This window comes from Microbulbifer mixtoriginis (SeqCode), assembly GCF_052466715.1.
The window spans coordinates 3602322-3627193 of record NZ_CP174288.1; the positions used below are offsets into that span (position 1 = coordinate 3602322).

Below are 24872 nucleotides of genomic sequence, written 5' to 3' on the forward strand. Positions count from 1 at the left end.
ATTTCATATCCCCATCAACTTTTGTTGAGGGGGGTACCACCTTAGCCGTCTCAGTGTGCATGAGCGGAGCTTAAATCCTGGCCAAACCTGAAAAATAAGGCACTTTCAGAATTATTTGCTGCCCAAAAGCAACCGGCATCGTAATTATTTCGTATAAGAGTCTTTACATTCTCTGGCATCGTATAAACCGGTCACCTTTGGTTAATATGTCCTGAGAATTGAGACATAAGTCCCACTCCCAAAATGTTATTTAACTTCTAACGACCAGAGCAAATATGAACAGCAACCCCCAACACCAAACAAGCGATGAGAGCCTCGATCAGGCCTGTGCTTGGGTTGCACGTTTACGCTCGGGGTCTATGAATAACTCGGAGAGGCGCGAATTCACGATTTGGCTGACTGCCTCCAAAGTCCACCGCCAAGCTTTTGATCAAATAGTCAAACTCTGGGGCGACCTGGGTGCCCTCGCCCATATGCCGATCGATCAACTTTTCCCCGAGAGTGTTCCCAGCTCCCACTCCAAGAATGGGAAAGCCCAGAAACAGAAAGGAATACAGCCTGTTCGATGGGGCCTACCGCAATGGCTCATCGGCGGTGGGCTCGCCACCTGTGGTGTATTCCTCACCATCTGGATTGGCCTACAATGGCTAGGAAACGGCAAGACTGATCAACAAATTTATATCACCCAGCTAGGTGAGATTCGCACCATCAGCCTGCCGGATGGGTCCGAAGTAATGCTGAATTCTAATAGTGAATTCAGCGTAAGCTATAGCCGCAAGGAAAGACAAACGCAACTCCTTCGTGGAGAGGCCTTTTTTGACGTCGCTCGCCAAACTGCCCGCCCTTTCACCGTTGCCGCAGGCAGTGCAAGTATCCGTGTACTGGGAACCGAATTTAATGTAGAGCTGAACCCAAAGAATACCCGAGTATCGGTCACCGAAGGTAAAGTCTCTGTCAGTGAAACAGAGAAAACACCAGGCCTAACCCCCGACTCCGTTACGCTAATTAAGAACCAAAAGGTCAGCGTATCTGACCAAGGCCTCACCCAAGTCCAGCGCACTTCACCGGAAGAGGCGACAGATTGGACTCGCGGTATCCTGGTATTTGAAAGAACTCCCCTCAAAGAGGCCTTGCAAGAGCTAAACCGCTACTTAGCCACCCCTGTTGTCGCTGCACCACAAATCGAGGGACGCCTAGTATCTGGTACTTTTGCCATATCCGACCCAGATAACACACTCGAAGCCATTACCACGGCCCTGGACCTTCAGCAGGACCGCAGCAACAACAACCTGACTATCTTGTCTCCCAAGCACAACTAGGTTATAACCGCCTCAAATGGCGGTCGTTTATTAAGCAAATAACCAACTCCCCGCCCACAAACACAATAGATACACCCGCTCAGTTAAATTCAAACTGCTGGGCGCAATAAAAATGGGCAATTTCTTGACGGTAAAGCACTGGGTTACAGCTTTTTTAGCACTCATGCTGTCGGCAAATAGTGCGGCCGATGCACTGTGCCCAAAGCCCAGAATCGAGCTTCCAGCGAGCTCTCTGCCAGAGGCCCTCATTTCTTTGGGAAGGCAGTGCCAAGTCTCTATTCTGGTACCAACCTCCTCAGCTTCGTTATATCAACTACCTAAGCAGACACTGAATACAGGGCAAAACCAATTTGAAGCAACAATTGAACAACTACTAGAAGGCCTTCCATTTTCCTATCACCGTATAGGCCCGACCTCCTTCGCGGTGACTCCAAGTAAGGAGTCACCGCCTCGATCTGAACAGCAATCCAGCAAAGCACCTGAAGAAATCACAGTTACCGGCCAAAGCCTTACCGGCAGCCATTTGCGCCATTATCAGCTAGACGGCTATGCTCCTATCGACAGACTAACCCGCGAGCAGCTTGAACTTACCGGAGCGCAAACTGTTGCCGATGTACTCAAGTTTCTCCCAGCCATTTCGGGAAATTCCACCAGCACCTCAGTCAGCCAACAGGATGACGGCACAGCCACCGTCTCTCTCCGTTACCTTCCTGCCAGCAACACACTGGTCTTGATCAACGGCCGCCGCATAATTGGGGATGGTTACAACGGAGAGGCTACTGACCTCAACACAATTCCTTTATCTTTAGTTGAGCGTGTCGAAATCCTAAAAGACGGGGCTTCTGCAGTTTATGGATCTGATGCCATTGCTGGAGTGATCAACATTATCCTCCGCAAGGACTTCGAGGGCCTATCTATAGATAGCTACTATGGGCAATCAGGAGCTGGCGATCGCGAAACCGAATCCCACCATTTAACCTGGGGGAGACACGGCGAGCGGGGTCATATCATGCTCAACCTGGCACAATACACCCAAGGCTCAATAATGAGCCGCGACCGCAACTTATCTGAGTCTGCAGACAGCCGAAATTTTGGTGGCACAGATAAACGCTCATCAGCCACCCCGGAAGGATTTATCGCGCTTGATAACGGTGCCACTCTGACCAGTCAAACCTCCAATAATTATCGGGACTGGTCCCTAGAAGATCGCTACAACTATAACGACTACACCTCTGCCATCACTCCACTCAAAAGTAACTCTGCTTACCTATCTGCTAATTTTGACCTTTCAGACAACCTCCTTGTATTTGCCGAGGCAATGGGTCTACACACCTCTGCAGAGTCGACCAAAGCGCCCTCCCCAGTCTTCACACGCTTCGATAACGGTGATTTGACAATAGCAGCAGATAACATCTACAACCCCTTCAACCAAACAATTACAGATGTTAGGAAGCGCATTACGGAACTAGGACCACGCATTCAAAAAAACCGCACAGCGACCTGGAGACTCAATACAGGAATCAAAGGGGTCTACAACCAGTGGCATTGGGAACTGAATACCTCCCTGCAAAGGGCAAAAAAATCTGAAAAACTCAGCAACCTTATTAACCCTCTAGCGCTCTCTCAAGGCTTGAAGGGGCCTACCAGCTGCAATTCAAGCAACGACTGCACCCCTATCAATCTCCTCGGCCCCAGCGGCAGCATCCCTCAGGAACAGCTGGAGTTTATTCGAGGAACAAGCACTACTAACAGCCGCACGAGAATGGAATCTCTCACCTTTATCTCAGACGGATCCCTAGGGGAAACCAGAGCCGGAGAAATTTTAGCGGCAGCAGGGTTTGAGATTAGGCATGAAACCCTGACCAGCGACTCGAATGACCTAAACGGCCTTTCCTATATTGGTGGGCACTCCCCAGGAGCGACCCGAGGCTCACGCACCATTAAAGAAACTTTCGCCGAGGTCTCAATCCCAATTCAGGAAGAAAAACTCTGGCTCGATGGGGCCGTCCGCTTATCCAGCTATAGCGACTTTGGTAATACCTACAACCCCAAGCTCGCCATACGCTGGCAGGTTTTGGAAGACTTAAATCTACGGGTCAGCTATGCCAGCGGTTTCAGGGCCCCTACTCTTACTGATATGTATCAACAGGGCTATCAAAGTCAGGAGTTTATCTTTGACCCCTGTACCAGTAAGAGCGCAAGCACTTTAACTGGCTGCCCAGGGCAATCAGACAGCGCACGAATTCAGTATCTTACCGAGTTTGGAGGCAACCCCAACCTCACGCCTGAAACTTCAAAAACCCTTACAGCTAGCCTTGCCTGGACACCAGAGCATATAGAAGGGTTAAGCTCTGCAGTCGAATTTTTTAACATTCAACAGGAAGATGTCATTGGCAGTAACCCTCAGTTCCTGGTTGAGCAAAATGCCTATGCTGGGCTATTCAGCGATAGAGTACTGAGAGACGAGCAAGGTGAAATCACCAAAATTCTCGCAACAAGAATCAATAAAGGTCGCAGAACCATCCGTGGTTACGATGTTGCGCTTCGCTACGATCTACCGGAGGATGAGCATGGGCAGCTCAAGCTGGCTATGAACATAAGCCATATGCTGGACTACCTCAACCAGGGAGCCGCAGGACTGCCTGACGAAGAACTGTCAGGCACTTTTGTAGACATCACAACTGGCGGGGCAGGCTCACTGCCAGAATTTAAAGCCAATGCGGGGATTTATTGGAGCAGCAACCGATGGAAAGCTGGCTACACCGTACATTTCGTCGGTCGCACTAAGGAAACCTACGCTCTGAACGATAGAATCGTCACCAACGATATAGGCAGCTGGTTTAGCCATGATGCACAACTCTCCTTCAACCCCTCTAGCAGATTTCGATTCTCAATCGGTGTCAACAACATACTTAACACTCCGCCTCCTCTCGCAGTAACAGCGACGGAAAATAACTTTGACCACCGTACCTATGATCTGACTGGACGGTACTGGTATAGCGCTTTCTCTTTAAGGCTATAACTTACCACCTCCAGCTGCAGCCTCCTTACACAGCACACCGCCCCTCTCCCAAACCTGCCAAAACACCCATAACGAAGTATCGGCAAAAAAATGAGATTTTTTTTGAGGGGATCTTCATATCACTCGTTAATGGATATGTTGGGAGGGAAGTGGCCACTTGGGGGTAGCTGCTTTCAAAACTCGTCATTATTGACAACAGATTATAAATCCAACGATCAAGAGAGGATTGACAATGAAAAAGAACCTCCTGTCCGCAGCTGTAAAAGGGGCTCTCGGCCTAACAGCAGCAGCCATAATGATTCCTGCCATGCCCGCATTTGCTCAAGAAGATGCAGCAATTGTAGAAGAAGTGGTAGTTACTGGCTCCCGAATCAAGCGTGACACACTAAATGTTTCAGGCCAAACCGTAACCATCGACCGCTCTGACATTGATATGAGCGGTAATTTATCCGTTGCCGACGTACTGCGTGAAACCTCGCTGAACTCTTTAGGCTCATTTAGTGAACGCTCTGGTAGCTCTGCGCAATCAAACGCAACCGTAAACCTACGCGGTGCTGGTTCAGATCGTACTCTGGTACTGATCAATGGCCGTCGCGTATCTGCATCCCCCTCCCTGGGCGGCGGCGGTTCCGTAAACCTCAATATGATCCCAATGGATGCTGTTGAGCGCATTGAAATTCTTGCTGATGGCGCATCCTCTACTTATGGTTCTGACGCTATTGCCGGTGTTGTTAACCTAGTAATGCGTAAAAACTTTGAGGGTGTGAGCTTTAAGTCCCGCATGGGTCGTCCATCACAAGAGGGTGGCGGCGATGAAGAAGCATTTAGCCTGGTCTTTGGTACTTCCGGTGATCGCGTCTCAATTACATCAGCCATAGAGTTCAGCTCTCGCGATGAGATGTACGATAGAGACCGCGATTACTCCGCAGCCAGATGGGGGGATGAAAACGGTGATGGCTTCATCGATATTGATACCGAGACCGTTGGCGTTAGTCGCTACGGCCGTGGTATCTGGGACCCAGTGAATAACACCTGGGCTGCACCCGGTTCAACTTGGAACGAGGAAACTCAGCTCTGGGAAGGTGCCAACTGTGAAGAAGCTGGTGATAACTTCATTAATGCACAGTATAAAGGCGGAAACGTTTGCGGTTACGCTTATGGCCTGATCGCAGCCAACCGCGCTTCCTTGAAGCGAGCTAACAGCTTCACTAGTGCAGAGTTCAACATCAACGATGACTGGAAAGCATACACCGACGTGCTTTTCTCTCGTGTTGAGTCATTTGGTCGCTACGCCCCCCCTGCAGCAAGGTTTGACCCTATGCCTGCCGACCACCCAGACAACCCTACTGGTGTAGATACCTACGCCACTTGGCGCTGGGACGCACTTGGACCTCGCGACAATACTGTTGAAGACCTGATGATGGATGGCACCTTAGGTGTTTCAGGCCAAATCAACGATAATGTTTCTTTAGAAGTTTACGCACAGTTTTCTAAGTATACTTCTACCAGCACTGGCTCAAACTACCTAAGCTATGGCGGACTAGCAGCTAATAACGAGTGGTATGAAGATCTAATTATGGATAGCGAAGATGCTATCGCTAGACTCCGACACACCACTATTTCCGACGAGCAAATGGATACTCGCCGACTGTTTGCCGGCTCTCAGATCGATATGATGGAGCTGTCTGGTGGAACTGCATCCGCCTATGTTGGCGTTGAACGTATGGAGGTAGAATACACTTCTCTTGTAGATGCACAGTCAGAGGCAGGTTTGGTTGGCGGTAGCGCTGGTAACAGCGCGACCGGCAGTCGAGAAGTATCCGCTCTCTTCACTGAGTTCTTGCTTCCAGTAACAGAACAAATTGAAGTGAACTTAGCTGTTCGCTACGATGATTACTCAGATTTTGGCGGCGCCACCTCACCTAAAATAGGCATCAACTACCGCCCTCTTGACACCCTATCGCTAAAAGCATCTTGGGGTCAGGGCTTTAAAGCTCCCGCACTATCAGACCTATATGGTGTTACGTCATTTTCTGCAGCATATGCTACGGACTATGTATGGTGTGCAGCCAATGGCATTAACTCCACAGACTGTATTGAAGAGCAGTTCGATACTTACTCCGGTTCAAACCCCGACCTGGATGCCGAAGAATCTGAAGCATTCACCCTGGGTGTACAGTACGATGTTACTGAAACCATCACTGTCGGCCTCGACTACTTCAACTTAGAAGTAGAGAACGTTATCCAGACAGTGACTGCTCAAGATATGATCTATGCAGAACTTGCAGGCCTGGAGCACACTGTTGAGCGTCTGGGGAACGGCCAAATCAAGGAGATCAGCGCTGGTGTGGTAAATGGACCTGGCTTTGAGTTGCAAACCCTTGATTTAAGCGCTAAAGGTGACTATGAAACTGGGTATGGAGTGTTCGGTTTTAACCTAATGCTTAGCCGCCTGCTTGAATACTCACAGCAAGCCTACTTCGGTGCTGGTGTCCAAGATCATGCCGGCTGGAACCTCTACCCTGAGTGGAAAGGCACACTTGGCTTGAGCTGGGCTAAAGATGAGCACCGTGTAGACTGGTTTATGTCTTATACCGGCTCCCATGCTGAAGAAAACGTACTCGACGAGAATGATACTAGTGCGCTGAAGGCGCTAAAAGCCAACGGTACACTGGACGATTGGTTGGTACACAACGTTTCATACAACTACACCTTCCAGAATACCCATAACTTCAAACTAGGTATTCGTAACGTATTCAATGAAGACCCGGTTCTGGACAAGAATGGTGAATTCTCCAGCGATCACTTCAATCTATACAATAACTTCGGGCGCGTTTACTTCGCAGAATACGCCGTTGACTTCTAAAGTTATATCTAGCGCCATTAATTTGGTGCTCACATAACACATTGAGGGGCCCACATAGGGCCCCTTTTTTTAGCCTAAAATTTCTTATCTAATCGATGGTCTTAGGCATAAAAATCCCACTCCACGCAAACTCCTTCTCGCATACATCTCACAGTTGATAAAGCATCACCTAAAACTGTAGCATTCAAAATGCTAAACGCGCTGCTCAACTCTCCATGATTAAAAAAAATCTACCGCCCTATTAACTCCCACCAAGAATAAAAATTTAATACCACAAAAAAAATAAATAATAGAAATTAGTTCTCACAAAGATGCTATTCATCAATTAAAAACACATTTTTTGCGCAAAAAACAAACAAAATAGTTTTCGGGGACGTGAAATACTGAGCAAAAAGTGGACAGTAATTTTATACGAGCAGTTCCATATTTAATTTTTATAGATTAAAGTCAGACCTGTCAGGTTAGTACACAAATGCAGAATAGACATAAAAACACCTCCGTATAAAAAGGTTCCACTATGATCAAGACCAAACTGAGCGTTGCCATTGCAGCACTGGGCACCATCGCCAGCTCTGGCGTTTTCGCCCAGGAATCTATTCCCGGACCAGAAGTTGAGGAAGTAGTTGTTACCGGTTCCCGCATTGCGCGTGACCCTCTATCCACTACTGGCCCAATCACTTTGGTTGACTCTGAAGCTATCCAGCGTTCCGGTGTGGGTACTATTGATGAGCTGCTTAACCAGCTTCCATCCATGGGCACTACCGGTATCAATGCCAACGACAACAATGGCGGTGCTGGTCTGTCATTTGTGGACCTGCGTAACCTAGGTTCTGCCCGTACTTTGGTACTGGTTAATGGCCGTCGCTTTGTATCCTCCAGCTCTGGCGTAAGCTCTGCAGTGGATATGAACAATATCCCGGTAGATATGATCGACCGTATCGAAGTTCTGACCGATGGCGCCTCCGCCGTATATGGTTCTGACGCGGTAGCCGGCGTAATCAACGTGGTCATGAAAGATTCTTTCGATGGGGTTCGCATTAATGCCCGCGCTGGTGCGACCGAAGCTGGCGGCGGCGAGAATGGTGAGCTGTCCATTACCTTTGGTAAGGAATTCGATCGCGGTCAGTTTATTGCGAACGTTACCCACAGTCAGCGTGACGAAATCACTTATAAAGACCGCGATTGGGCAGGGTTACAGAGCTCCATGTCCTCTACTGGCAACATCTTCACCAACTACGGAGCATTCAGTGTCGGTGAGGATGGAAAGACGCTTGGGGATTATTCTAGCTATGACATTGGCCAGTACATGTGGCTTTCAGGCGCGATGGAGCGTACCAGTCTCACCGGTAGCGGTACTTTCTCTATCAATGACTACATCGAATTTTACGGTGAAGGTTCTTACACCCTAAAAACCACCAACCAGCAACTGGCCGCTCAGCCAATGTATGCGGGTAATGGTTTTGATCTCACGGCTAACCATCTGTCCGATGAAGTTCAATCGCAACTGTCCGAAGCTTGGCAGGAAGCAGAAGATGCCTATCAGATAGAGCTTGCTGCATATAACGCCGCATTGGCTGAATGGGAATCCCAAGGCAGCCCTAAAGACCTTGAGCCAACCAAGCCAGTAGCGACTCACGGAGACACTTGGCAGAAAGGCTTGTCAGATGTTCGTCTGCGTCCCGTTTCAGGTGGCACCCGTGACTATGAGCAGAAGACCGAAACCTACCGTCTTCTCGGCGGTTTACGCGGTGACCTGGCGAACGGCTGGGGCTGGGATACCTTCCTGAGCTACGGCAAAAACGAAGGTGAAAACACCACTAACAATTCCTACAACAAAACCCTGCTCCAGCAGGTGCTTGATGGAAACAGCGGCATTGCTGAAGAGAACATTCAGTTCCTTGGTGGTATGAGCGATGAAGTCATCGACTACATCAGCTATACCGACCGCGAAGATAATGAGTATGAAATGCTCAACTTCGGTGCCAGCCTGACCGGCGACATTGAAGCCGTTCAGTTCCAGGGCGGCGCATTAGGTTTTGCCTCAGGCATTGAGTACCGTAAAGAATCTGGTGAGTTCACCCCAAGCGAAGAGACGCAAAGTGGTGCAACTTTCGGCAACCAGCAAGATGCCACTTCCGGCGATTTCGCTGTAACAGAGGTATTCGCAGAGTTTAACCTGCCGATCCTGGCCGGCCTTAAGTTCGCGGAAGAACTGTCCCTCGACGCTGCGATACGTTATTCGGATTACGACACCTTTGGCGGCCAAGCTACATATAAGCTCGGTGCTGTATATGCGCTAACAGAAAACCTGCGTTTCCGCGGCAGTGTTTCTACTGCATTCCGCGCTCCAGGTATCTACGAGCTATACAGTGGTACTGCCCAGAGCTACAGCTACCTGATCGACCCATGTGATACCAGCAGCAACAATACTGCGGGGCAAGGTAGTAACTGTGATATGGTCAGCGCCGGCTTCAGCCAAGCTGGTTCCCAAGTGCCCACCAATATTGGTGGTAACCAAGACCTGCAACCAGAAAAGTCCAAAAGCTACACTGCTGGCATCGTGTGGACTCCGAGCTTCACTGAAGATCTCTCCATCACCTTAGATTACTTCGATATCCGAATTAAGGACGCTATCACTTCTGCCGACACACAGAAGATTTTGGACGATTGTTACCGCGATGGTATCAGCTCAGCCTGTGAACTTGTTCGCCGTGGCGACAGCGAGCAGATTGAGTACCTGGAAGGTTCCCTGCAAAACATTGGTGAAATTAATACCAAAGGTCTCGACCTGGATATAGTGCAGAACTTCCACTACGATACCGGCAAACTGGCTCTGCGCGCTCAGGCAACCCACCTGCTGGAATACGAGGAGTTTAACTCTGAAACTGGCGAAACTTCTGACTATGTAGACTACATAGGAACAAGTAGCAGCGCCTATACCAAATGGCGCGGCCTGGCCAGCGCAACTTGGTATGCTGACAACTGGGACTTCGGTGCCGACGTACAGTACATCGGTGATGGTCACAGCCCTTATGTGAATGTTCCCTCCCACACCTACCTGAATTTGAAGGCAGGTTGGGATGTGAACGAGTCCATGCGCTTAACCGCTGGTATCGACAACGTGACCGACCGAGACCCGTCTTACACTTCATCCTATGACGATGTAAACGGCACTTACGACTTCCAGGGCCGCTATGCCTGGGCTGGTGTTACTTACCAGTTCTAATTAACGAATCTCGCAGGTCAATAAATAAGAAAGGGGCCAATCTGGCCCCTTTCTTTACTTAGCGATTAAGCATTTAATTTTAGTACGCCCTTGTACTTAACACTTAATTACAAGTAACAAAAATTCTTACTCTCTCTGCATTATCAGATGCAATTTTCGCTGATAGGCATTAACTGTTGAGGGACTAGTCACCAACGAGAAGGCCTCTTCAAAGCTCTCCCTTGATGCCGCCATTTTCCCAAGTTGATATCTGGCCAACCCGAGCAGAAAGTGGAAGCGATGATCGCCTTCATAACGCGATACAGCCTTACGCAAACGGCGTTCGGCACGCTTAAAGTCGCCCTGCTCATAGGCATCCCGTGCCTGGTAGAAAAGATAATAAGGATTGCGCTCTCGGTGGTAACGGGCACGCTTGGCGTATTCATCGGCGATAACCGATTCGCCATTACGGCGATAAAGCCTTTCCAGATTACTAATCGCAACAAGATTGCTACTTTTTAAATTAAGAGCTTGCTGATAACTTTGCTGTGCCTCGTCAAAGAAACCAAAATGGCTATAAATGGCCCCCAGATTAGCCCATAAATCACTCCTCTGTGGACGCAGCTCCAGAGCCTTACGCAGATATAAAAAGGCTTGCTCTCTCTCCCCTTCACGCATCAACTCAACTCCGCGATTACTGTAGTAGAGAGCAAAGGCCGTCGTGTCATCCAGGATATGCTGATCGTAAGCGGGGTCATAAGCGGCAAGGTTGAAATCGACTACGCGGCGGCCGCGCGAGCTTTCCGATACCATATTCACATGACGGTAAACGATGAAAGTCTCAGCCTCATCGTGGCTCCAGACGGGAGGCACTTCTACCTGATTGAAGGAAGCCTCAGCCCCTAATTCCCTGGCCATCGCTACCATCATCAGAGTGAAAGCCAGGCAGTTGCCGCGCGCCTGGCGATAGGTTTCCATAGCCGTTAGGGTGCTACTCTCATCGTACTCGACGGTAAAGTCTCGTTGCTCAAAGGCCCGAATCAATGCCGCTAAGCGGCTTTGCGGACTGGCCTTGGGAGCCAATTCCTGCAGGTAGGCCCGCAAATCGGAATCTAATCCCAGGAGGTCTTCTTGGGGCAATTCCTCCAGAGTAACGGATCTGCCGAGTAAAACCTCACCGCTCAGGGCGTCTTCAAGGCTAATTGGCCGATGTTCATCGGGTGGCAAGCTGGCGCAAGCACTCAACAACAGGAACAGACTTAGCAACAATGGGGCTTTCATTGTTATTTTCCCCTTGAAATTCTTGTTTATACAGGATTTACCACTTATCAGCCCCCAATGGAAGCACCTGATTACCATTTCTCTAAATTGTTCCACAACGGTTCGCCTGGAATTTAGACAGCTGGTAAACTCTGCCCGTTGTACTGGAAGCTCTTGGAGCAGTCTGTTCGATCTCGTCCTTTTCGAGTGAGCGGCTGGCGGAGGTTCCCCAATAACTATTACAGACAGAGGAACTTCTATGTCTTCTAATGTCGCGGACGTCACCACGGCGGCCTCTCCGAGCTCGGGCGAATTGCTCGGCCACCCGAAAGGGCTCTATATCTGTTTTGCTACAGAGCTGTGGGAGCGATTCTCCTTCTATGGGATGAAAGCACTTCTGCTACTTTATCTAACAAAATACCACCTGTTTTCAGATAGTGCTGGTTTGGACATCTTGGGCGCCTATGCCGGCCTGGTATACGCGCTGCCACTGATTGGAGGCCTGCTGGCCGACCGCTATCTGGGCATGCGTAAGGCTGTACTCATCGGAGGAGTCTTTCTCTGTCTTGGGCACCTGCTAATGGCAGTAGAAGGCCATCAGGCTATCTCCTATGCAGCAGGCACAGTTCTTTCCGAAGCCATTACTTTGAATGATGGCAGCGTGATTGCGGCAGGTACTACCCTGACTGAAAACGTCATTATTCAGGATGTAGTGGCCCTAAAAGTCTTCTTTATGGCCCTGGCACTGATCACCGTGGGGGTTGGCTTCCTAAAGCCCAACATTTCCACCATTGTCGGCCAACTCTATCCAAAAAATGATTCCCGCCGCGATGCCGGCTTTACCATCTTCTATATGGGTATCAACATTGGCTCTCTAGCTGCAACTATACTCTGTGGATGGCTGGGTGAAACCTACGGCTGGGGCTATGGTTTCGGCCTCGCCGGTATCGGTATGTTGTTTGGTCTGATCACCTTTATTTGGGGACAAAAGTATCTAAATGGCCTAGCGGAACCGAGTCGACCGGAAGTGCTTAAAGAAAAAGCCTTCGGCCCCATCAATAAAGAGTGGGCAATTTACTTAAGCGCAACCATTTCCCTTGGCTTAGTATGGTACCTAGTGCAAAGTGAACCTGTGGTCCATATTGCCCAAAATAGCTTACTAATTGTTGCCATTGTTGGACTGATCCTATTCTCCATGCTTCACAAAGACAACAAGGGCAAAGATGTTGTCGCTATCGGTATGGCCGCGCTGTCTGCCGGCCTCGGTCTAATCTGGGCATTCAGCGGCGTGGACCTATGGCTAGGTGGCATGCTGCTAACACTGGTAGCCTTCATTGGTTACGGTTTTGTCCGCCACTACAGTGAAGAGTTCTCCCGTACCGTAGTACTGATGGTACTTATCACGTCCACAATTGTTTTCTGGGCACTATTCGAGCAAGCATATGGCTCTATGACTCTCTTTGCTGATCGTGCGGTAGACCGATCAATAGCGGGATTTGAAATCAATGCTTCTCAATTCTCCTCGCTGAATCCAGCCTTTATTATTCTCCTGGCAATTCCCTTCGCAGCTGTATGGGTATGGCTGGGCAAGCGCGGATGGGAGCCAAGCACCCCGGTAAAATTCGGTTTAGGTATAATTCAGGCAGGCCTAGGCTTTGGCGCCCTCGTACTCGGAGCAACCTTCCCTACTGAGAGCGGAAAAGTTGCAATGATCTGGTTGGTGCTTGCCTACCTTCTGCACACGATGGGAGAACTATGCCTATCACCAGTTGGCCTCTCTGCTGTTACCAAGCTGTCCATTGGTAAGGTGGTCAGTGTAAGTATGGGCACTTGGTTCCTGGCTACGGCCCTGTCAGAAACAGTAGCCACTCGTATTGGTAAAATTGCCGCTATGGATTCGGGTGCCAGTGCCGATACTGCCGCTGCAGTAGCAACTTACACTGCACTCTTTGAGTACCTGATGTGGTGGGGCCTTGGTGTCGGTGTACTGATGATTGTTATCTCACCGCTGCTGAAAAAAGGTATGTGTGGTATCCGCTAAGGGAAACCAGCATCACAACAAAAAGCCACTGTTTTTACAGTGGCTTTTTTATTTCTGATATCCCAACCCTCAAACACCAATCAATGAAGAAACCCTCTTCGTCACCCATCGAGCACTAATTAGTGAGAAAGTAGCTCTAGCTCAGCCCCGCTAACAGATTGAAGTTTTGCCAAATAAAACGAATCCCGATAATGCAGAGCAATATGGCAAAGTACAGCTTCAGTCGTCTAGCGGAAATTCTGTGAGCCAGGTTCGCTCCAAATTTGGCAAAGAGCACACTGGTAAGAACAATCCCAAGGAAGGCCGGCCAGTAGATATAGCCACTACTCCAGTGCGGCAATAACTTATTACCCCACCCCTGAACAACAAAGCTCAGCGAACCAGAGATGGCAATAGGCAAACCAAAAGCCGCTGAGGTACCCACTGCCCGCTGCATTTTGACAGCAAAGTGCGACAGATAGGGAACAATCAGCGCCCCCCCGCCAATACCAAAAATAGCCGCGAGCCAACCAATTACCCCCCCCGAACAAATCAGCGGGAGTGAGCCAGGTAAGCGGTCATCACTCTCCTTCTGGGAGGCTGCGCGCAAGCCACTCACGCCCATACGCACAGCCATAATTATGGCGAAGACACCAATCAGGAGTTGTAGCCAGGCTCCAGGCAATAGGTCCGCAGTCACGCCGCCCAACCAAGATCCCACAAGTATCCCAGGGGTCATAATCCAAAATAGATGCCAGTCGACGGCGCCCTTAGCATTGTGAGCCCACACCGAGCTTATTGAAGTAATAACAATGGTTGCTAGAGAAGTACCCACAGCCATATGGGTCAGCACTTCGGGAGAAATACCCGTCGCGGAAAAGATCAGCACCAGAGCAGGAACAATGATCAGCCCCCCACCAATCCCCAAGAGGCCTGCCGCGGTACCTGCAACAGCACCGAGTAATAAATAAACAAGCAACATTTCCATGTTGCTTCAGTTTAGTCACCCTGTGTGACTAGGATGGGTTACGGGCAACAGGGAGAGTTCAAAGCACCCACCCCATAACTGCGCTTTGCCAAAAGCTCAGATCAATATGACCTGAGCAACCTTACTTCACAGAGCCAGTAAGCCACTATTCAGCCAAATGAAACGTCCACCAATAACGCAAAGCAACACTGCAAATCCATGCTTCAACCACTTTGCCGGTAGGCGGTGGGCCAGATTAGCGCCGAAGCGAGCAAAGATCGTACTGGTCGCAACAATCCCCAAAAAGGCAGGCCAGTAGATAAATCCACTGCTCCAGCCTGGCAGTAGAGTGTTGCCCCAACCCTGCACCGCAAAGCTGAGAGCTCCCGCAATGGCGATGGGCAAACCGCAAGCTGCGGATGTAGCAACGGCTCTCTGCATCCGCACCTTGCAACGGGACAGAAATGGCACTGTGAGCGAACCACCACCAATGCCAAAGATTGCCGAAACCCAACCAATCACTGCACCTGCGCCAGCTAATATGGGGGCTGCCGGTAAAATACCGGCACCCTCCTCCGCCCCACTGTGCCGCAAGCCACTCAGCCACATGCGAATGGCGATAACGATAGCAAAGACGCCAATTAACAGCTGTAACCAGGCCCCAGACAACCAATCTGCTGTCATTCCGCCAAGCCAGGAGCCAATAAGAATCCCCGGAGTCATCATTCCAAACAAGCGCCAGTCCACCGCACCTTTTTTATTATGTGCGCGCACTGAGCTGATAGAAGTAATGATGATAGTTGCGAGAGATGTCCCCACCGCCATATGGGTAAGGATATCCGGGGAGATACCCATGGCAGTAAAAACCAGCACTAGGGCCGGCACGATAATTAAACCACCGCCCACCCCAAAGAGGCCGGCAATAGTCCCTGCCGCAGCCCCCACTAACAAGTAAATAAGTAAGGTTTCCATCCAGTCTCTATCCTTTAAACAATCGCTAGCACTGACCGCAGCGCCCTTGGGCCTGTGAGTTATCACTATTTTTTGAGAGGAAATTTAGGTGGCACCCGAGTGCCGATTACTCTCGGGCTTCAACGGTGAGCCAGTCAAACCCTTCCTGCTGACAGGCAAAAATGCAGTTCTCGACACTCTCCACCATTTCTGCCAGAGCCGAACGAGCAAGTTCGAGAGTATTGTTTTTTTCGCTAATATGGGCGACCACCAGATGCTGCAGCTGTTCATAACCCACACGCTGTAAAAATCCCGCAGCCTGCTGGTTACTCAGGTGCCCATAGGCACCACCTACACGCCGTTTCAGAGAGGGGGGGTAGGGCCCCTGGGCCAGCATCTGTGGGTCGTGGTTGGCTTCCAGAACCAGTGCATCGCAACCTGCAAAATGGGATTCCACATGGGGCGTTACTGTGCCCAGGTCGGTCAATAAGCCCAAACTACTCCCTCGGCTGCGGAATACATACTGTGCAGCTTCTCTGGCATCGTGCGGCACGGCGACAGGTGTCACCTGAATATCCCCAATCAAGAAAGGCTGATGCCCTTCGATCAAGTGCACCTGTGGTAACTTGCCGATATCACGGGCGCGAAGAGTCCCAGGAGTCAGGTAAATCGGCAGGCCATACTTGCGCGCAAGCGGAGCGACACCGGAGAGATGGTCGCTGTGCTCGTGGGTTACCAGTATCGCAGCGAGGTCAGCCGGAGACATACCGAGCCGAGACATACGTCGCTCGGTTTCCTTGATGGTAAAGCCGCAGTCCACTAACAGACATTGGTCGCCACTGGCGACCAATGTACCGTTTCCTTTACTGCCGCTTCCCAGTGAGGCGAAGCGCAAACCCATTATTAAATCAGGTTCTGCTGAATAGAGAGCAGTAGCTGGGAGGCCTTGTTACGCGAGAGAGGCTGACCGCGGGTATCGCGGATACGCACTTCGATCTCATCGTCACCACCCCGAATCACAATTAAGTAGCCGGGGAAGCCGCCCTCAGGAATTGAGCCGACACCCAAGCCTTTGATTTCCTTGAACAGCGCAGGCTCACTACCCTCAGAGGTATCGATACCGGCAAGGATCTGCTGCAGGGTTACCTGGTTGGCATTTTCGGCCAGCTCATCGTCCTGCTTGGACTTCTTACCCCAGGAGAACCAACCACCATCATCCTCTTCACTCTCCGCCAACTCGCGCTCTTCATCGTAGGTAACGTAGAAAAGACCGATATCGGAATCCTCGCGATGCAAACGATAAGCGCCGGCATTCACAGCGTGGGCAACGGTAGCCCAAGCACGTTCCATCTCGAGCCCCATAGAAATATAGGGTTCGTGACCTACGGGTTCACGCAGCTGCACCTTTACAGAGCTACCACCTATAGCCTGGGCCACCAGAGAGGCCGAAGCACCGGCGGCATCTGTGGCCAGGGCAGTTGACATCTCATCGATCATCCACCCCTCGCGCTCCGGGCTACTTGAGAGTTGCGGCCAGTTGACCGTTCCCCCCACAGGAGCATCCACCGCAACAGATAAGTGGCGCACGTGGACCTCGGTGGTGTCCGGCTGAACGCCAGTTTCTATCTGCAGGCGATATTTATCCTTGGTATCGGGGCTCTCGTTAAATGTCATCCAAGCGGTTTCCATAATACCGGCACTGGCATCAGACATCTCCACGGTCAGCCCGGAAGTGCGCAGGAAATAGTGCAGCTGGGGCCAAACCTCTTCCGGGGGTTGGGAAATCAATACCCAGCGGCTGTTGCCCAGCTTCTGAATTTTTACTCGCTCCAGCCCCGCATTGACCGATAGTGCCTGTGGACGCGGCACTTCAAAGTCCCCATCCTCTAAGCCATTTCCGGCGATCTGTGGAATCTCGTAGAGTTCTTCCTGGTGTTTGGCGTTGATACCCTCTGGAATCTGCAGCGGCGCCAGGCTGTCCGCCTGCTGGTAATCGTTGCTGCGATCGCGAAAATAGCCATCGTTGCCGAACACACCACAACCCGCCAGGCTGAGACTAGAAATACAAAGCGCGACTCCAACGGTCAATTTGTTCATTAAAGCTTTCCTGGTTAATTCACGATTCGCAGGTTTATAGTACGCCGGCACTGCGCAGAGCCTCGCGCACTGTAGCATGATGCTCGGGCGAGAGACTGGTCAGCGGCAGGCGGATGCCACCATCAATACGCCCCATCTCCCGCAAAGCCCACTTCACCGGTATCGGGTTGGACTCCAAAAACAAAACTTTGTGCAATATTTGAATACGCTGGTCTATTGCCCGTGCAGTCACGGCGTCTCCAGCCAGTGCGGCCTCACACATCTGAGCCACTGCCGCTGGGGCCACATTGGCAGTGACACTGATATTACCCTGGCCGCCCATCAACATCAGTTCCATGGCGGTACTATCATCTCCGGAGTAGAGTGCAAAGCCCTCTGGCAAGGTATCCAATAAAACTTTAGCGCGCTCCAGGTCACCGGTGGCCTCTTTAATCCCAACGATATTACCAATTGATGCCAGGCGCTGAACTGTCTCTGGCAACATATCGACGGCAGTGCGACCAGGCACGTTGTATAGAATCTGAGGAATCGGCACAGCCTTGGCGATAGCGCGGTGATGTTGATATAAACCTTCTTGGCTCGGCTTGTTGTAATAGGGCGTCACCAACAGACAGGCATCGGCACCACAGCGGGCGGCACCTTCGGTTAGATCGATCGCCTCTGCGGTAGAGTTGGCGCCAGTACCGGCAATTACCGGAATACGCCCCGCGACTTGATCCACAACCCGACGGATAATCTCAACATGCTCATTAACGTCGAGGGTCGCGGACTCTCCTGTGGTACCCACGGCCACCAGTGCACGTGTACCCTGTTCAATATGCCAGTCAACTAGGTTACGCAAACTGTCCCAGTCCAAGCTTCCGTCTGCAAACATTGGGGTGACCAGGGCCACCATACTGCCGGTAAACATCCTCTCTCCTTAATTATTGCGCTCGGCCTGGAATAGCACCGCCAAAGTCGAACTGGTATGTTACTTAGGGCGCAGAATCTATGCCAGTGCCACTAGCTCGCTACCTTCCTGCGCTTCTTTTTCTTCTTGCGCACACCTTCATAGACATTGGTTGCGCCCTCTGGACGGGTCTTAAAGCGGCGGTGAACCCACATATACTGCTCGGGCGCCTCGCGGATACGCGCTTCGATGAAGCGGTTGACCAGAATCGCGTCCTGTAGTTCATCACCGGAAGGAATTTCATCGATGGGATCGTACACTTTGAGGCGATAACCGGAATTGTCATCCAGGCGGGTAAGCACGTAAGGCACAACCCTAGCGCGCCCCACACGGGCAAATCGCGAAGTCCCTGTGACGGTCGCTGCAGGCACACCAAACAAAGGCGCAAAAACACCCTGCTTAATCCCATAATCCTGATCCGGAGCATACCAGACCGCCCGACCATGTTGCAGGGCGCGCAATACTCCACGCACATCCTTACGCTGATAAACGCTGCCACCGCCAGTATGTCGCTCGCGTCCTTTGCGTTGCATATAGTCGTAAACCGGATTTTTATGGGGCCGGTACATGCCATCAAGGGTAATACTCATACCCATCAGGGCCGCCCCCATCTCCAGAGTGGTGAAGTGCATGGCCATCAACAACACACCCTGCCCCTGAGACTGGATTTGCTGTAACTGCTCAAGGCCCTCGAAAGTACATCGCTTTCGCAACCAGCGCGCTGAGCGAAACCAGGCCATACCGGTTTCCATTAACGCGATGCCACTGGATTCAAAATTGCGGATAAGTAAGTTTGCCCGCTCGGTATCACCGAGCTCGGGAAAACACAGGGCCAGGTTGCGCTCGGCTATGGTGCGGCGGCTCTTGGCCATTCTGAGCATTGCTCGGCCAAAACTGCGCCCCATTGCCAGCTGCCAGCGATAGGGCAGTTGAGCCACCAGGAACCAAAGACCGAACAACAACCAGGTCGGCCAGTATCGGGGGTGCAGCAGGGCCGCTCGAAAACGAGGTTTTTCCATCGGGTATCGCTACGCGGCCGGGGAGTTCCCCCGGCTTAATCGGTTGAATTCGGCGTAGTATAACCTATGGGATACGGCGCAGGGGTGGACAACTGGCCAGTGACACGGCGGATTAATGACGCAGCAGTGAGTCCAGCTCATCGACTGCGACGCACCAGTCAGAATCTTCTTCTATGGCACTCTCGAGAAATTGTCGCTGCCCCTCGGTCCAGAAAGATGCTGCGGACAGTTTCTCATGCCGATGCAGGTAATGAGTGATCAGAAACTCGTGTATTTCCGCATCCTCTGAAGCCAGCCCCAGCTGGGCGAACAAATCATTGAGAGTGTGATGCCCGGTGGTCTCCATAAAAGCTCCCTAAAGTTTTCCCTTACCGGTTACGCAATTTTCTCTCCCAATTATAGATATCTCCACCCGCGCACTAAGGTGCCGGGTTAGGGTTTTCGCTGTGGATTGCCTCAATTGCGGCCAGCACTTCCTCATCGAGCTTCAAATCAAGGCTGGAAATATTTTGGCGCAACTGCTCCATAGTTGTGGCGCCGATAATATTAGAGGTCACAAACGGCTGCTGATTGACGAAGGCCAGGGCCATCTGCGCAGGGTTTAGATCAAATTGACGCGCCAATTTCACATAGGCTTCGGTAGCTGCACCAGTGCGCCCCCCCGTATAGCGCTGGAAGCGTTCATATAGTGTCAAGCGTGCGCCGACGGGCTTTTCCCCTCCCAGATACTTCCCGGAGAGGACCCCAAAGGCCAGTGGCGAGTAAGCCAATAATCCACATCGCTCGCGCAGGGACATCTCGGCACAACCAATCTCAAAAGTACGGTTCAATAGGTTGTAGGGATTTTGGATCGAGACGATGCGCGGCTTGCCCAAAATCACCGACTCCCTAAGATACTCATGCATACCCCAAGGGGTCTCATTGGAAATGCCAATGTGGCGCACCTTACCCGCCTTGACCAACTCCTCCAAGGCATCGAGAGTCTCGGCAATAGCGATACCATCATCCCCTCCGTGCTGATAGCCGAGGCGGCCGAAAAAATTGGTCAGGCGCTCGGGCCAGTGCACCTGGTATAGGTCGATATAGTCGGTAGCCAGCCGTTTGAGGGAGTGGTCACAGGCCTCCAATATCTGCGCACGGTTCAGCCGCGGGCCCGAGCGCAGATGCCCAACGCCGGAGTTTGCCTCCCCACGCCCAGCTACCTTGGTGGCGATAATCACCTTGTCGCGCCCACCGCGGGCCGAGAGCCACCTGCCGATAAACTCTTCCGTCCGCCCCTGGGTCTCTGGCCGAGGTGGCACCGGGTACATTTCGGCGCAATCAATAAAATTCACCCCTTGCTCGAGGGCATAATTCAGCTGTTCGGCGGCATCATCGGCGCTATTTTGCTCGCCAAAAGTCATGGTGCCCAGGCAGATCTGGCTCACTTTGAGATTGCTGGTACCGAGCTGGCGGTATTCCATGAAGTCCTCCCCGCAAAAACAAAATGGGAATTATGCCCCCTTGCCGCAGGTAGAAAACAGGGAAGTGAAGAAGTAATTAGGGAATAAGAGAAAATGCCATGCAGACCTTAACGGTGAGGCAAAATAAAGGGGAGTAGCGACACGACTCCCCGTGGGTAAGGGCTCCAACTTGAGCCCCGCAAAAATCAACGGAACTCCGCCTCTACCAATGGGCTGGTATCCGCCTCATAGTCAACACTCTTAGAGCCAAAACCAAACAGCTTGAGAAAATCCGCTTGATAACCGCTGTAATCAGTCAACTCAAACAAGTTTTCCGCCGTTACCTGAGGCCACAGGTTTTCAATCTTAGCCTGGGTCTCCGGGCGCAGCTCTTTATCATCCATACGCAGGCGGTTCTCTTCATCGAGGCGCGGCGTATCCGTATAGAGCCCTTCGGTGTAAAGACGATACAACTGCTCAATACAGCCCTCGTGAGTGCCCTCTTCTTTCATCACCTTGTAGACCAGGGAGATATAGAGCGGCATTACCGGGATCGCGGAGCTGGACTGGGTAACCAGAGCCTTGAGTACCGCAACATTAGCGTTTGCCTTACCACTCTCGGTAATCGCCCTGGCGGCGCGATCCAGGTCTTCCTTGGCCTTGCCGATGGTGGCGTGGCCATAAATCGGCCAGGTGAGCTTTTCACCGATATAGGTGTAAGCCACCGTCTTGCAGTTATCGGCCAGAACCCCAGCTTCGCCCAGGGCCTGCATCCATAGTTCCCAGTCCTCACCACCCATCACCTTCACGGTGTTGGCAATCTCTTCCTCGCTGGCGGGGTCGACAGTGATATCGGAAATTTCCAGTTTGTCGGTATTCAGGTTTTTGGCGGTATAGGATTCACCGATGGGCTTTAATACGGAGCTGTAGAGTTCACCGGTCTTGGGATCTGTACGGCGGGGTGAGGCGAGACTGTAGACCACAAGGTCTACTTGCCCCAGGTCCTCTTTAATCATCTCAACAGCCTGGGCTTTTACCGTGTCGGAAAAGGCATCGCCATTGATACTCTTAGCATAAAGGCCGGCCTTATGCGCCTCGGCCTCAAAAGCTGCGGAGTTATAGTAACCAGCGGAGGCTGTGCGCTTCTCCGTGGGCGGTTTCTCAAAAAACACCCCCAAGGTATCGGCGCCACTGCCAAAGGCGGCAGTAATCCGCGAGGCCAATCCGTAACCGGTGGAAGCACCCACGACCAGGACACGCTTTGGACCATTTTCGATCACTGGCTGCGACTTGATGTAGTCAATCTGCTCACGCACGTTGGCAGCACAGCCCTGCGGGTGGGCATTGGTACAAATGAATCCGCGAACTTTCGGCTGGATAATCATCCTAACAGTCTCTCCCTATGCACTTGGGGAATCGTGGTTATGTGATCACAGATACGCGGAACACGCATCGGGGAAAACGGTGCTGCAAACCCTGCGCATCGACGCCTGAGTCACACTGATAGGTCATTCTAATGGTTGTGGCCTAGGAGTCCCATAGCCCCTCTTCCCTTCAAACAGCCTCACTGTCCAGAACCTCCCCAATAGCGGCCAAAGTGGCCAAACACCCCTAAAGTGACTTTTTGCACTATTTTTGCGCATCAGGATTAATTTCACGCCGGATATACGGCTTAAATCTCTTGTTATGGCACGCATTCCACCTGAAAAGCTCAGCTAGACTTTCTCAGGCTTGGCACGCTGTGTGCAGAACACTCCATATACGAAAGCTATCGGTTTGAATACTGGAAGCATCCAATCCGAATAGTCACTGTGCAATTACTTACCCGTCGAGCGTTAAACCCAAAGTAAGTTAGGAAGGTCAGCGTGAAATATTACTCCCGTCACTGCGTCAAACCCTGCGATCTGAATCCCGCACAGCGCCTGTTTGGCGGTCAGCTGCTCGCCTGGATTGATGAAGAAGCCGCCATTTTTGCTGGCTGTCAAATGGGCACGCCCATGCTGGTCACCAAGCTGATGTCAGAAATTGACTTTGTTAGTTCAGCCTGCTGCGGCGATGTCGTGGAATTCGGCTTTGAAGTGGTTGGTATTGGTCAGACCTCCCTGACCGTGCACTGCGAAGTGCGCAACAAGCAGACCCAACAACTGATTGTGCAGGTGGAACAGATTGTTTTCGTGGCACTGGATGCCAACGGCAAACCCACTCCCCACGCCAAGGCCGGGATGACCCTTGAGCAGGCGCGTATCGCTACGCGGCGTGAGCGGGAGCTTCGCGAGCGTCGATTGGCCGGTTAAAGCGCTCTTTAATCCCCAGAAAGCTATTCCTGTGGATGGCGGTATAATGACCATTTTGTCACTGCCGTTATCCACCATGTTGAAACTACGCTTTAAAACTCCGAGGGCCTGGGCAGAGGTAGTGCTCAAAGATTTCAATCGTTTTCTACAGGATCACGCCGCCGCCGAAAAGAAGGCCTCTGGCATGGCCGTCTCCATGTTCTCCCACTATCCGGACAAACCTCTGTTAGTGGAAGCCATGGTGAACCTGGCATTAGAGGAAATGAACCATTTTCGTCAGGTCATCAAAATCATGCACGAGCGAGGTATCTACCAAGCAGCGGACGAGAAAGATCCCTATATCCACGCCCTGCGACAGTTAATCCGCCGCGGCCCTGATGAATACTTGATGGATCGCTTGCTCACCGCAGCCATTATTGAGGCGCGCGGTTGCGAGCGCTTTGGCCTGGTGGCCGAAGTACTTCCAGAGGGGCCGCTGAAAACTTTTTATCGGGTAATCACCGAGAGCGAAGCCCGCCACCATGAACTCTTTTTAGAGTTGGCACTGGAATACTTTCCTAGCCATACAGTCGAGAACCGCCTTTGCCATCTACTGGATGAGGAAGCGCGAATCACTGAGGCACTGCCCTACCGTGCGGCTCTGCACTAGTCAGGGATGGAGGCAGTAATCCGATACAACCCACGGAGATAAGCAATCGTGTATGCTGGCGCGGATATACCTTGTCTGTAATGGGGTTTCTGCATTTATGTCCCCCCTTCGCCAACACTGGTACCGCTTGGTACTACTGAGCGTTTTCGCCTTTACTTGGGGTTGGTCCGCCTGGCAGCCCCTACATCCGGATGACTGGTTGTTGGAAAACTACCTGGTCTTTGCAGCCCTTCCCGTTATTTTGCTCAGCGCCCGGGTATTTCCTCTATCCAGGGTTTCCTACACGCTAATCACCCTGTTTATGTGCCTGCATGTCATCGGCTCCCACTACACCTACGCGGAGGTACCATTCGGTTTCTCCATGGGGGAGTGGCTCGGCAGCGAGCGCAATATGTACGACCGGTTGGTGCATTTTAGTTTTGGCTTATTACTGGCCTACCCGGTACGAGAGATATTGATCCGCCTCGCCGGCTTGCGCGGTTTTTGGGCTTACTTCTTCCCGGTAGATGTCACCTTCGCCCTGTCCTCCATTTATGAAATTATCGAGTGGCAAGCGGCGCGCACAGTTTCCCCGGAATTGGGCATCGCCTTTCTCGGTTCACAGGGAGATATTTGGGATGCGCAGAAAGATATGTTGCTGGCGGGCCTAGGCGCCATAGTCGCTATGTTGATTGTCCTAGCCCTAAACCTGTGGCTGAACTCCAATACTTGGAAAGAAATACGCAATAGTATGCGGGTTCCTGAAGGGGACCGGGCCAGAGGAGAAGCCAAGCTCCTGCAATGGTGGCGCAACCGGCACAGCCACTAATCCT

Annotated in this window: 18 protein-coding genes; 8 read left to right on the forward strand and 10 right to left on the reverse strand. The window is 51.5% G+C overall.

Annotated elements, in window-relative coordinates; genetic code table 11:
- Positions 1-275: 275 nt before the first annotated feature.
- From ACJJH9_RS15975 to ACJJH9_RS15990, 4 genes are all read left to right on the forward strand, one after another.
- On the forward strand, positions 276-1319 hold the full coding sequence (locus ACJJH9_RS15975) for a FecR family protein (protein WP_444923361.1): 1044 nt from the start codon (positions 276-278) through the stop codon (positions 1317-1319).
- A gap of 112 nt (positions 1320-1431) precedes the next feature.
- Positions 1432-4341: a TonB-dependent receptor gene (locus tag ACJJH9_RS15980; protein ID WP_444923362.1), complete on the forward strand. Its 2910-nt coding sequence runs from the start codon at positions 1432-1434 to the stop codon at positions 4339-4341.
- A 232-nt stretch (positions 4342-4573) separates the two neighbouring features.
- Entirely contained in the window at positions 4574-7207 is a 2634-nt protein-coding gene (locus tag ACJJH9_RS15985; protein ID WP_444923363.1) for a TonB-dependent receptor plug domain-containing protein, read from the forward strand.
- A 517-nt stretch (positions 7208-7724) separates the two neighbouring features.
- Entirely contained in the window at positions 7725-10433 is a 2709-nt protein-coding gene (locus ACJJH9_RS15990) for a TonB-dependent receptor plug domain-containing protein (protein WP_444923364.1), read from the forward strand.
- A 126-nt stretch (positions 10434-10559) separates the two neighbouring features.
- Here ACJJH9_RS15990 and ACJJH9_RS15995 read toward each other — a convergent pair whose 3' ends face one another.
- Entirely contained in the window at positions 10560-11693 is a 1134-nt protein-coding gene (locus tag ACJJH9_RS15995; RefSeq protein ID WP_444923365.1) for a tetratricopeptide repeat protein, read from the reverse strand.
- 238 nt (positions 11694-11931) lie between these two features.
- On the opposite strand from ACJJH9_RS15995, the gene ACJJH9_RS16000 reads away from it, so the two are divergent.
- A complete protein-coding gene (locus ACJJH9_RS16000) occupies positions 11932-13713 on the forward strand; it encodes a peptide MFS transporter (protein ID WP_444923366.1) in 1782 nt (593 codons plus the stop codon).
- A gap of 136 nt (positions 13714-13849) precedes the next feature.
- Here the strand turns inward: ACJJH9_RS16000 and ACJJH9_RS16005 are convergent, their stop codons facing one another.
- The 9 genes from ACJJH9_RS16005 to fabV all read right to left on the reverse strand — a co-directional run bounded on the left by ACJJH9_RS16005 (position 13850) and on the right by fabV (position 22502).
- Complete coding sequence (locus ACJJH9_RS16005; protein WP_444923367.1) at positions 13850-14680, reverse strand: sulfite exporter TauE/SafE family protein; 831 nt, start codon at positions 14678-14680, stop codon at positions 13850-13852.
- 126 nt (positions 14681-14806) lie between these two features.
- Positions 14807-15631, reverse strand: coding sequence for a sulfite exporter TauE/SafE family protein (locus ACJJH9_RS16010; RefSeq protein WP_252084670.1), 825 nt, complete (start codon positions 15629-15631; stop codon positions 14807-14809).
- A 106-nt stretch (positions 15632-15737) separates the two neighbouring features.
- Positions 15738-16511 (reverse strand): MBL fold metallo-hydrolase, encoded by a 774-nt coding sequence (locus ACJJH9_RS16015; RefSeq protein ID WP_444883845.1) that lies wholly within the window; start codon positions 16509-16511, stop codon positions 15738-15740.
- Positions 16512-16513: 2 nt separating this feature from the next.
- Positions 16514-17707, reverse strand: a complete 1194-nt coding sequence (locus ACJJH9_RS16020) for an NlpB/DapX family lipoprotein (protein WP_444923368.1) — start codon at positions 17705-17707, stop codon at positions 16514-16516.
- 34 nt (positions 17708-17741) lie between these two features.
- Complete coding sequence (dapA, locus tag ACJJH9_RS16025) at positions 17742-18617, reverse strand: 4-hydroxy-tetrahydrodipicolinate synthase (RefSeq protein WP_252084667.1); 876 nt, start codon at positions 18615-18617, stop codon at positions 17742-17744.
- A 92-nt stretch (positions 18618-18709) separates the two neighbouring features.
- Positions 18710-19675, reverse strand: coding sequence for an LpxL/LpxP family Kdo(2)-lipid IV(A) lauroyl/palmitoleoyl acyltransferase (gene lpxL / locus ACJJH9_RS16030; RefSeq protein ID WP_252084666.1), 966 nt, complete (start codon positions 19673-19675; stop codon positions 18710-18712).
- A 112-nt stretch (positions 19676-19787) separates the two neighbouring features.
- Positions 19788-20021 (reverse strand): DUF2789 family protein, encoded by a 234-nt coding sequence (locus ACJJH9_RS16035; protein WP_252084665.1) that lies wholly within the window; start codon positions 20019-20021, stop codon positions 19788-19790.
- A 73-nt stretch (positions 20022-20094) separates the two neighbouring features.
- A complete protein-coding gene (locus ACJJH9_RS16040; protein ID WP_444923369.1) occupies positions 20095-21138 on the reverse strand; it encodes an NADP(H)-dependent aldo-keto reductase in 1044 nt (347 codons plus the stop codon).
- A gap of 185 nt (positions 21139-21323) precedes the next feature.
- On the reverse strand, positions 21324-22502 hold the full coding sequence (gene fabV / locus ACJJH9_RS16045; protein ID WP_444923370.1) for an enoyl-ACP reductase FabV: 1179 nt from the start codon (positions 22500-22502) through the stop codon (positions 21324-21326).
- 480 nt (positions 22503-22982) lie between these two features.
- Between fabV and ACJJH9_RS16050 the strand changes: the two genes are divergently transcribed.
- The 3 genes from ACJJH9_RS16050 (at position 22983) to ACJJH9_RS16060 (ending at position 24868) form a co-directional block, all read left to right on the forward strand.
- On the forward strand, positions 22983-23411 hold the full coding sequence (locus ACJJH9_RS16050) for an acyl-CoA thioesterase (protein ID WP_252084662.1): 429 nt from the start codon (positions 22983-22985) through the stop codon (positions 23409-23411).
- A gap of 76 nt (positions 23412-23487) precedes the next feature.
- Positions 23488-24060, forward strand: a complete 573-nt coding sequence (locus ACJJH9_RS16055; protein WP_444925229.1) for a MiaE family protein — start codon at positions 23488-23490, stop codon at positions 24058-24060.
- A 97-nt stretch (positions 24061-24157) separates the two neighbouring features.
- Entirely contained in the window at positions 24158-24868 is a 711-nt protein-coding gene (locus ACJJH9_RS16060) for a DUF2238 domain-containing protein (protein ID WP_444923371.1), read from the forward strand.
- Positions 24869-24872: the final 4 nt, after the last annotated feature.

What these genes read in the sequence shown, in the direction of transcription:
- ACJJH9_RS15975 (WP_444923361.1), top strand. Translation starts at nt 276, where the DNA reads ATGAACAGCAACCCCCAACACCAAACAAGCGATGAGAGCCTCGATCAG.
- ACJJH9_RS15980 (WP_444923362.1), top strand. Translation starts at nt 1,432, where the DNA reads ATGGGCAATTTCTTGACGGTAAAGCACTGGGTTACAGCTTTTTTAGCA.
- ACJJH9_RS15985 (WP_444923363.1), top strand. Translation starts at nt 4,574, where the DNA reads ATGAAAAAGAACCTCCTGTCCGCAGCTGTAAAAGGGGCTCTCGGCCTA.
- ACJJH9_RS15990 (WP_444923364.1), top strand. Translation starts at nt 7,725, where the DNA reads ATGATCAAGACCAAACTGAGCGTTGCCATTGCAGCACTGGGCACCATC.
- ACJJH9_RS15995 (WP_444923365.1), bottom strand. Translation starts at nt 11,693, where the DNA reads ATGAAAGCCCCATTGTTGCTAAGTCTGTTCCTGTTGTTGAGTGCTTGC.
- ACJJH9_RS16000 (WP_444923366.1), top strand. Translation starts at nt 11,932, where the DNA reads ATGTCTTCTAATGTCGCGGACGTCACCACGGCGGCCTCTCCGAGCTCG.
- ACJJH9_RS16005 (WP_444923367.1), bottom strand. Translation starts at nt 14,680, where the DNA reads ATGGAAATGTTGCTTGTTTATTTATTACTCGGTGCTGTTGCAGGTACC.
- ACJJH9_RS16010 (WP_252084670.1), bottom strand. Translation starts at nt 15,631, where the DNA reads ATGGAAACCTTACTTATTTACTTGTTAGTGGGGGCTGCGGCAGGGACT.
- ACJJH9_RS16015 (WP_444883845.1), bottom strand. Translation starts at nt 16,511, where the DNA reads ATGGGTTTGCGCTTCGCCTCACTGGGAAGCGGCAGTAAAGGAAACGGT.
- ACJJH9_RS16020 (WP_444923368.1), bottom strand. Translation starts at nt 17,707, where the DNA reads ATGAACAAATTGACCGTTGGAGTCGCGCTTTGTATTTCTAGTCTCAGC.
- dapA (WP_252084667.1), bottom strand. Translation starts at nt 18,617, where the DNA reads ATGTTTACCGGCAGTATGGTGGCCCTGGTCACCCCAATGTTTGCAGAC.
- lpxL (WP_252084666.1), bottom strand. Translation starts at nt 19,675, where the DNA reads ATGGAAAAACCTCGTTTTCGAGCGGCCCTGCTGCACCCCCGATACTGG.
- ACJJH9_RS16035 (WP_252084665.1), bottom strand. Translation starts at nt 20,021, where the DNA reads ATGGAGACCACCGGGCATCACACTCTCAATGATTTGTTCGCCCAGCTG.
- ACJJH9_RS16040 (WP_444923369.1), bottom strand. Translation starts at nt 21,138, where the DNA reads ATGGAATACCGCCAGCTCGGTACCAGCAATCTCAAAGTGAGCCAGATC.
- fabV (WP_444923370.1), bottom strand. Translation starts at nt 22,502, where the DNA reads ATGATTATCCAGCCGAAAGTTCGCGGATTCATTTGTACCAATGCCCAC.
- ACJJH9_RS16055 (WP_444925229.1), top strand. Translation starts at nt 23,488, where the DNA reads ATGTTGAAACTACGCTTTAAAACTCCGAGGGCCTGGGCAGAGGTAGTG.
- ACJJH9_RS16060 (WP_444923371.1), top strand. Translation starts at nt 24,158, where the DNA reads ATGTCCCCCCTTCGCCAACACTGGTACCGCTTGGTACTACTGAGCGTT.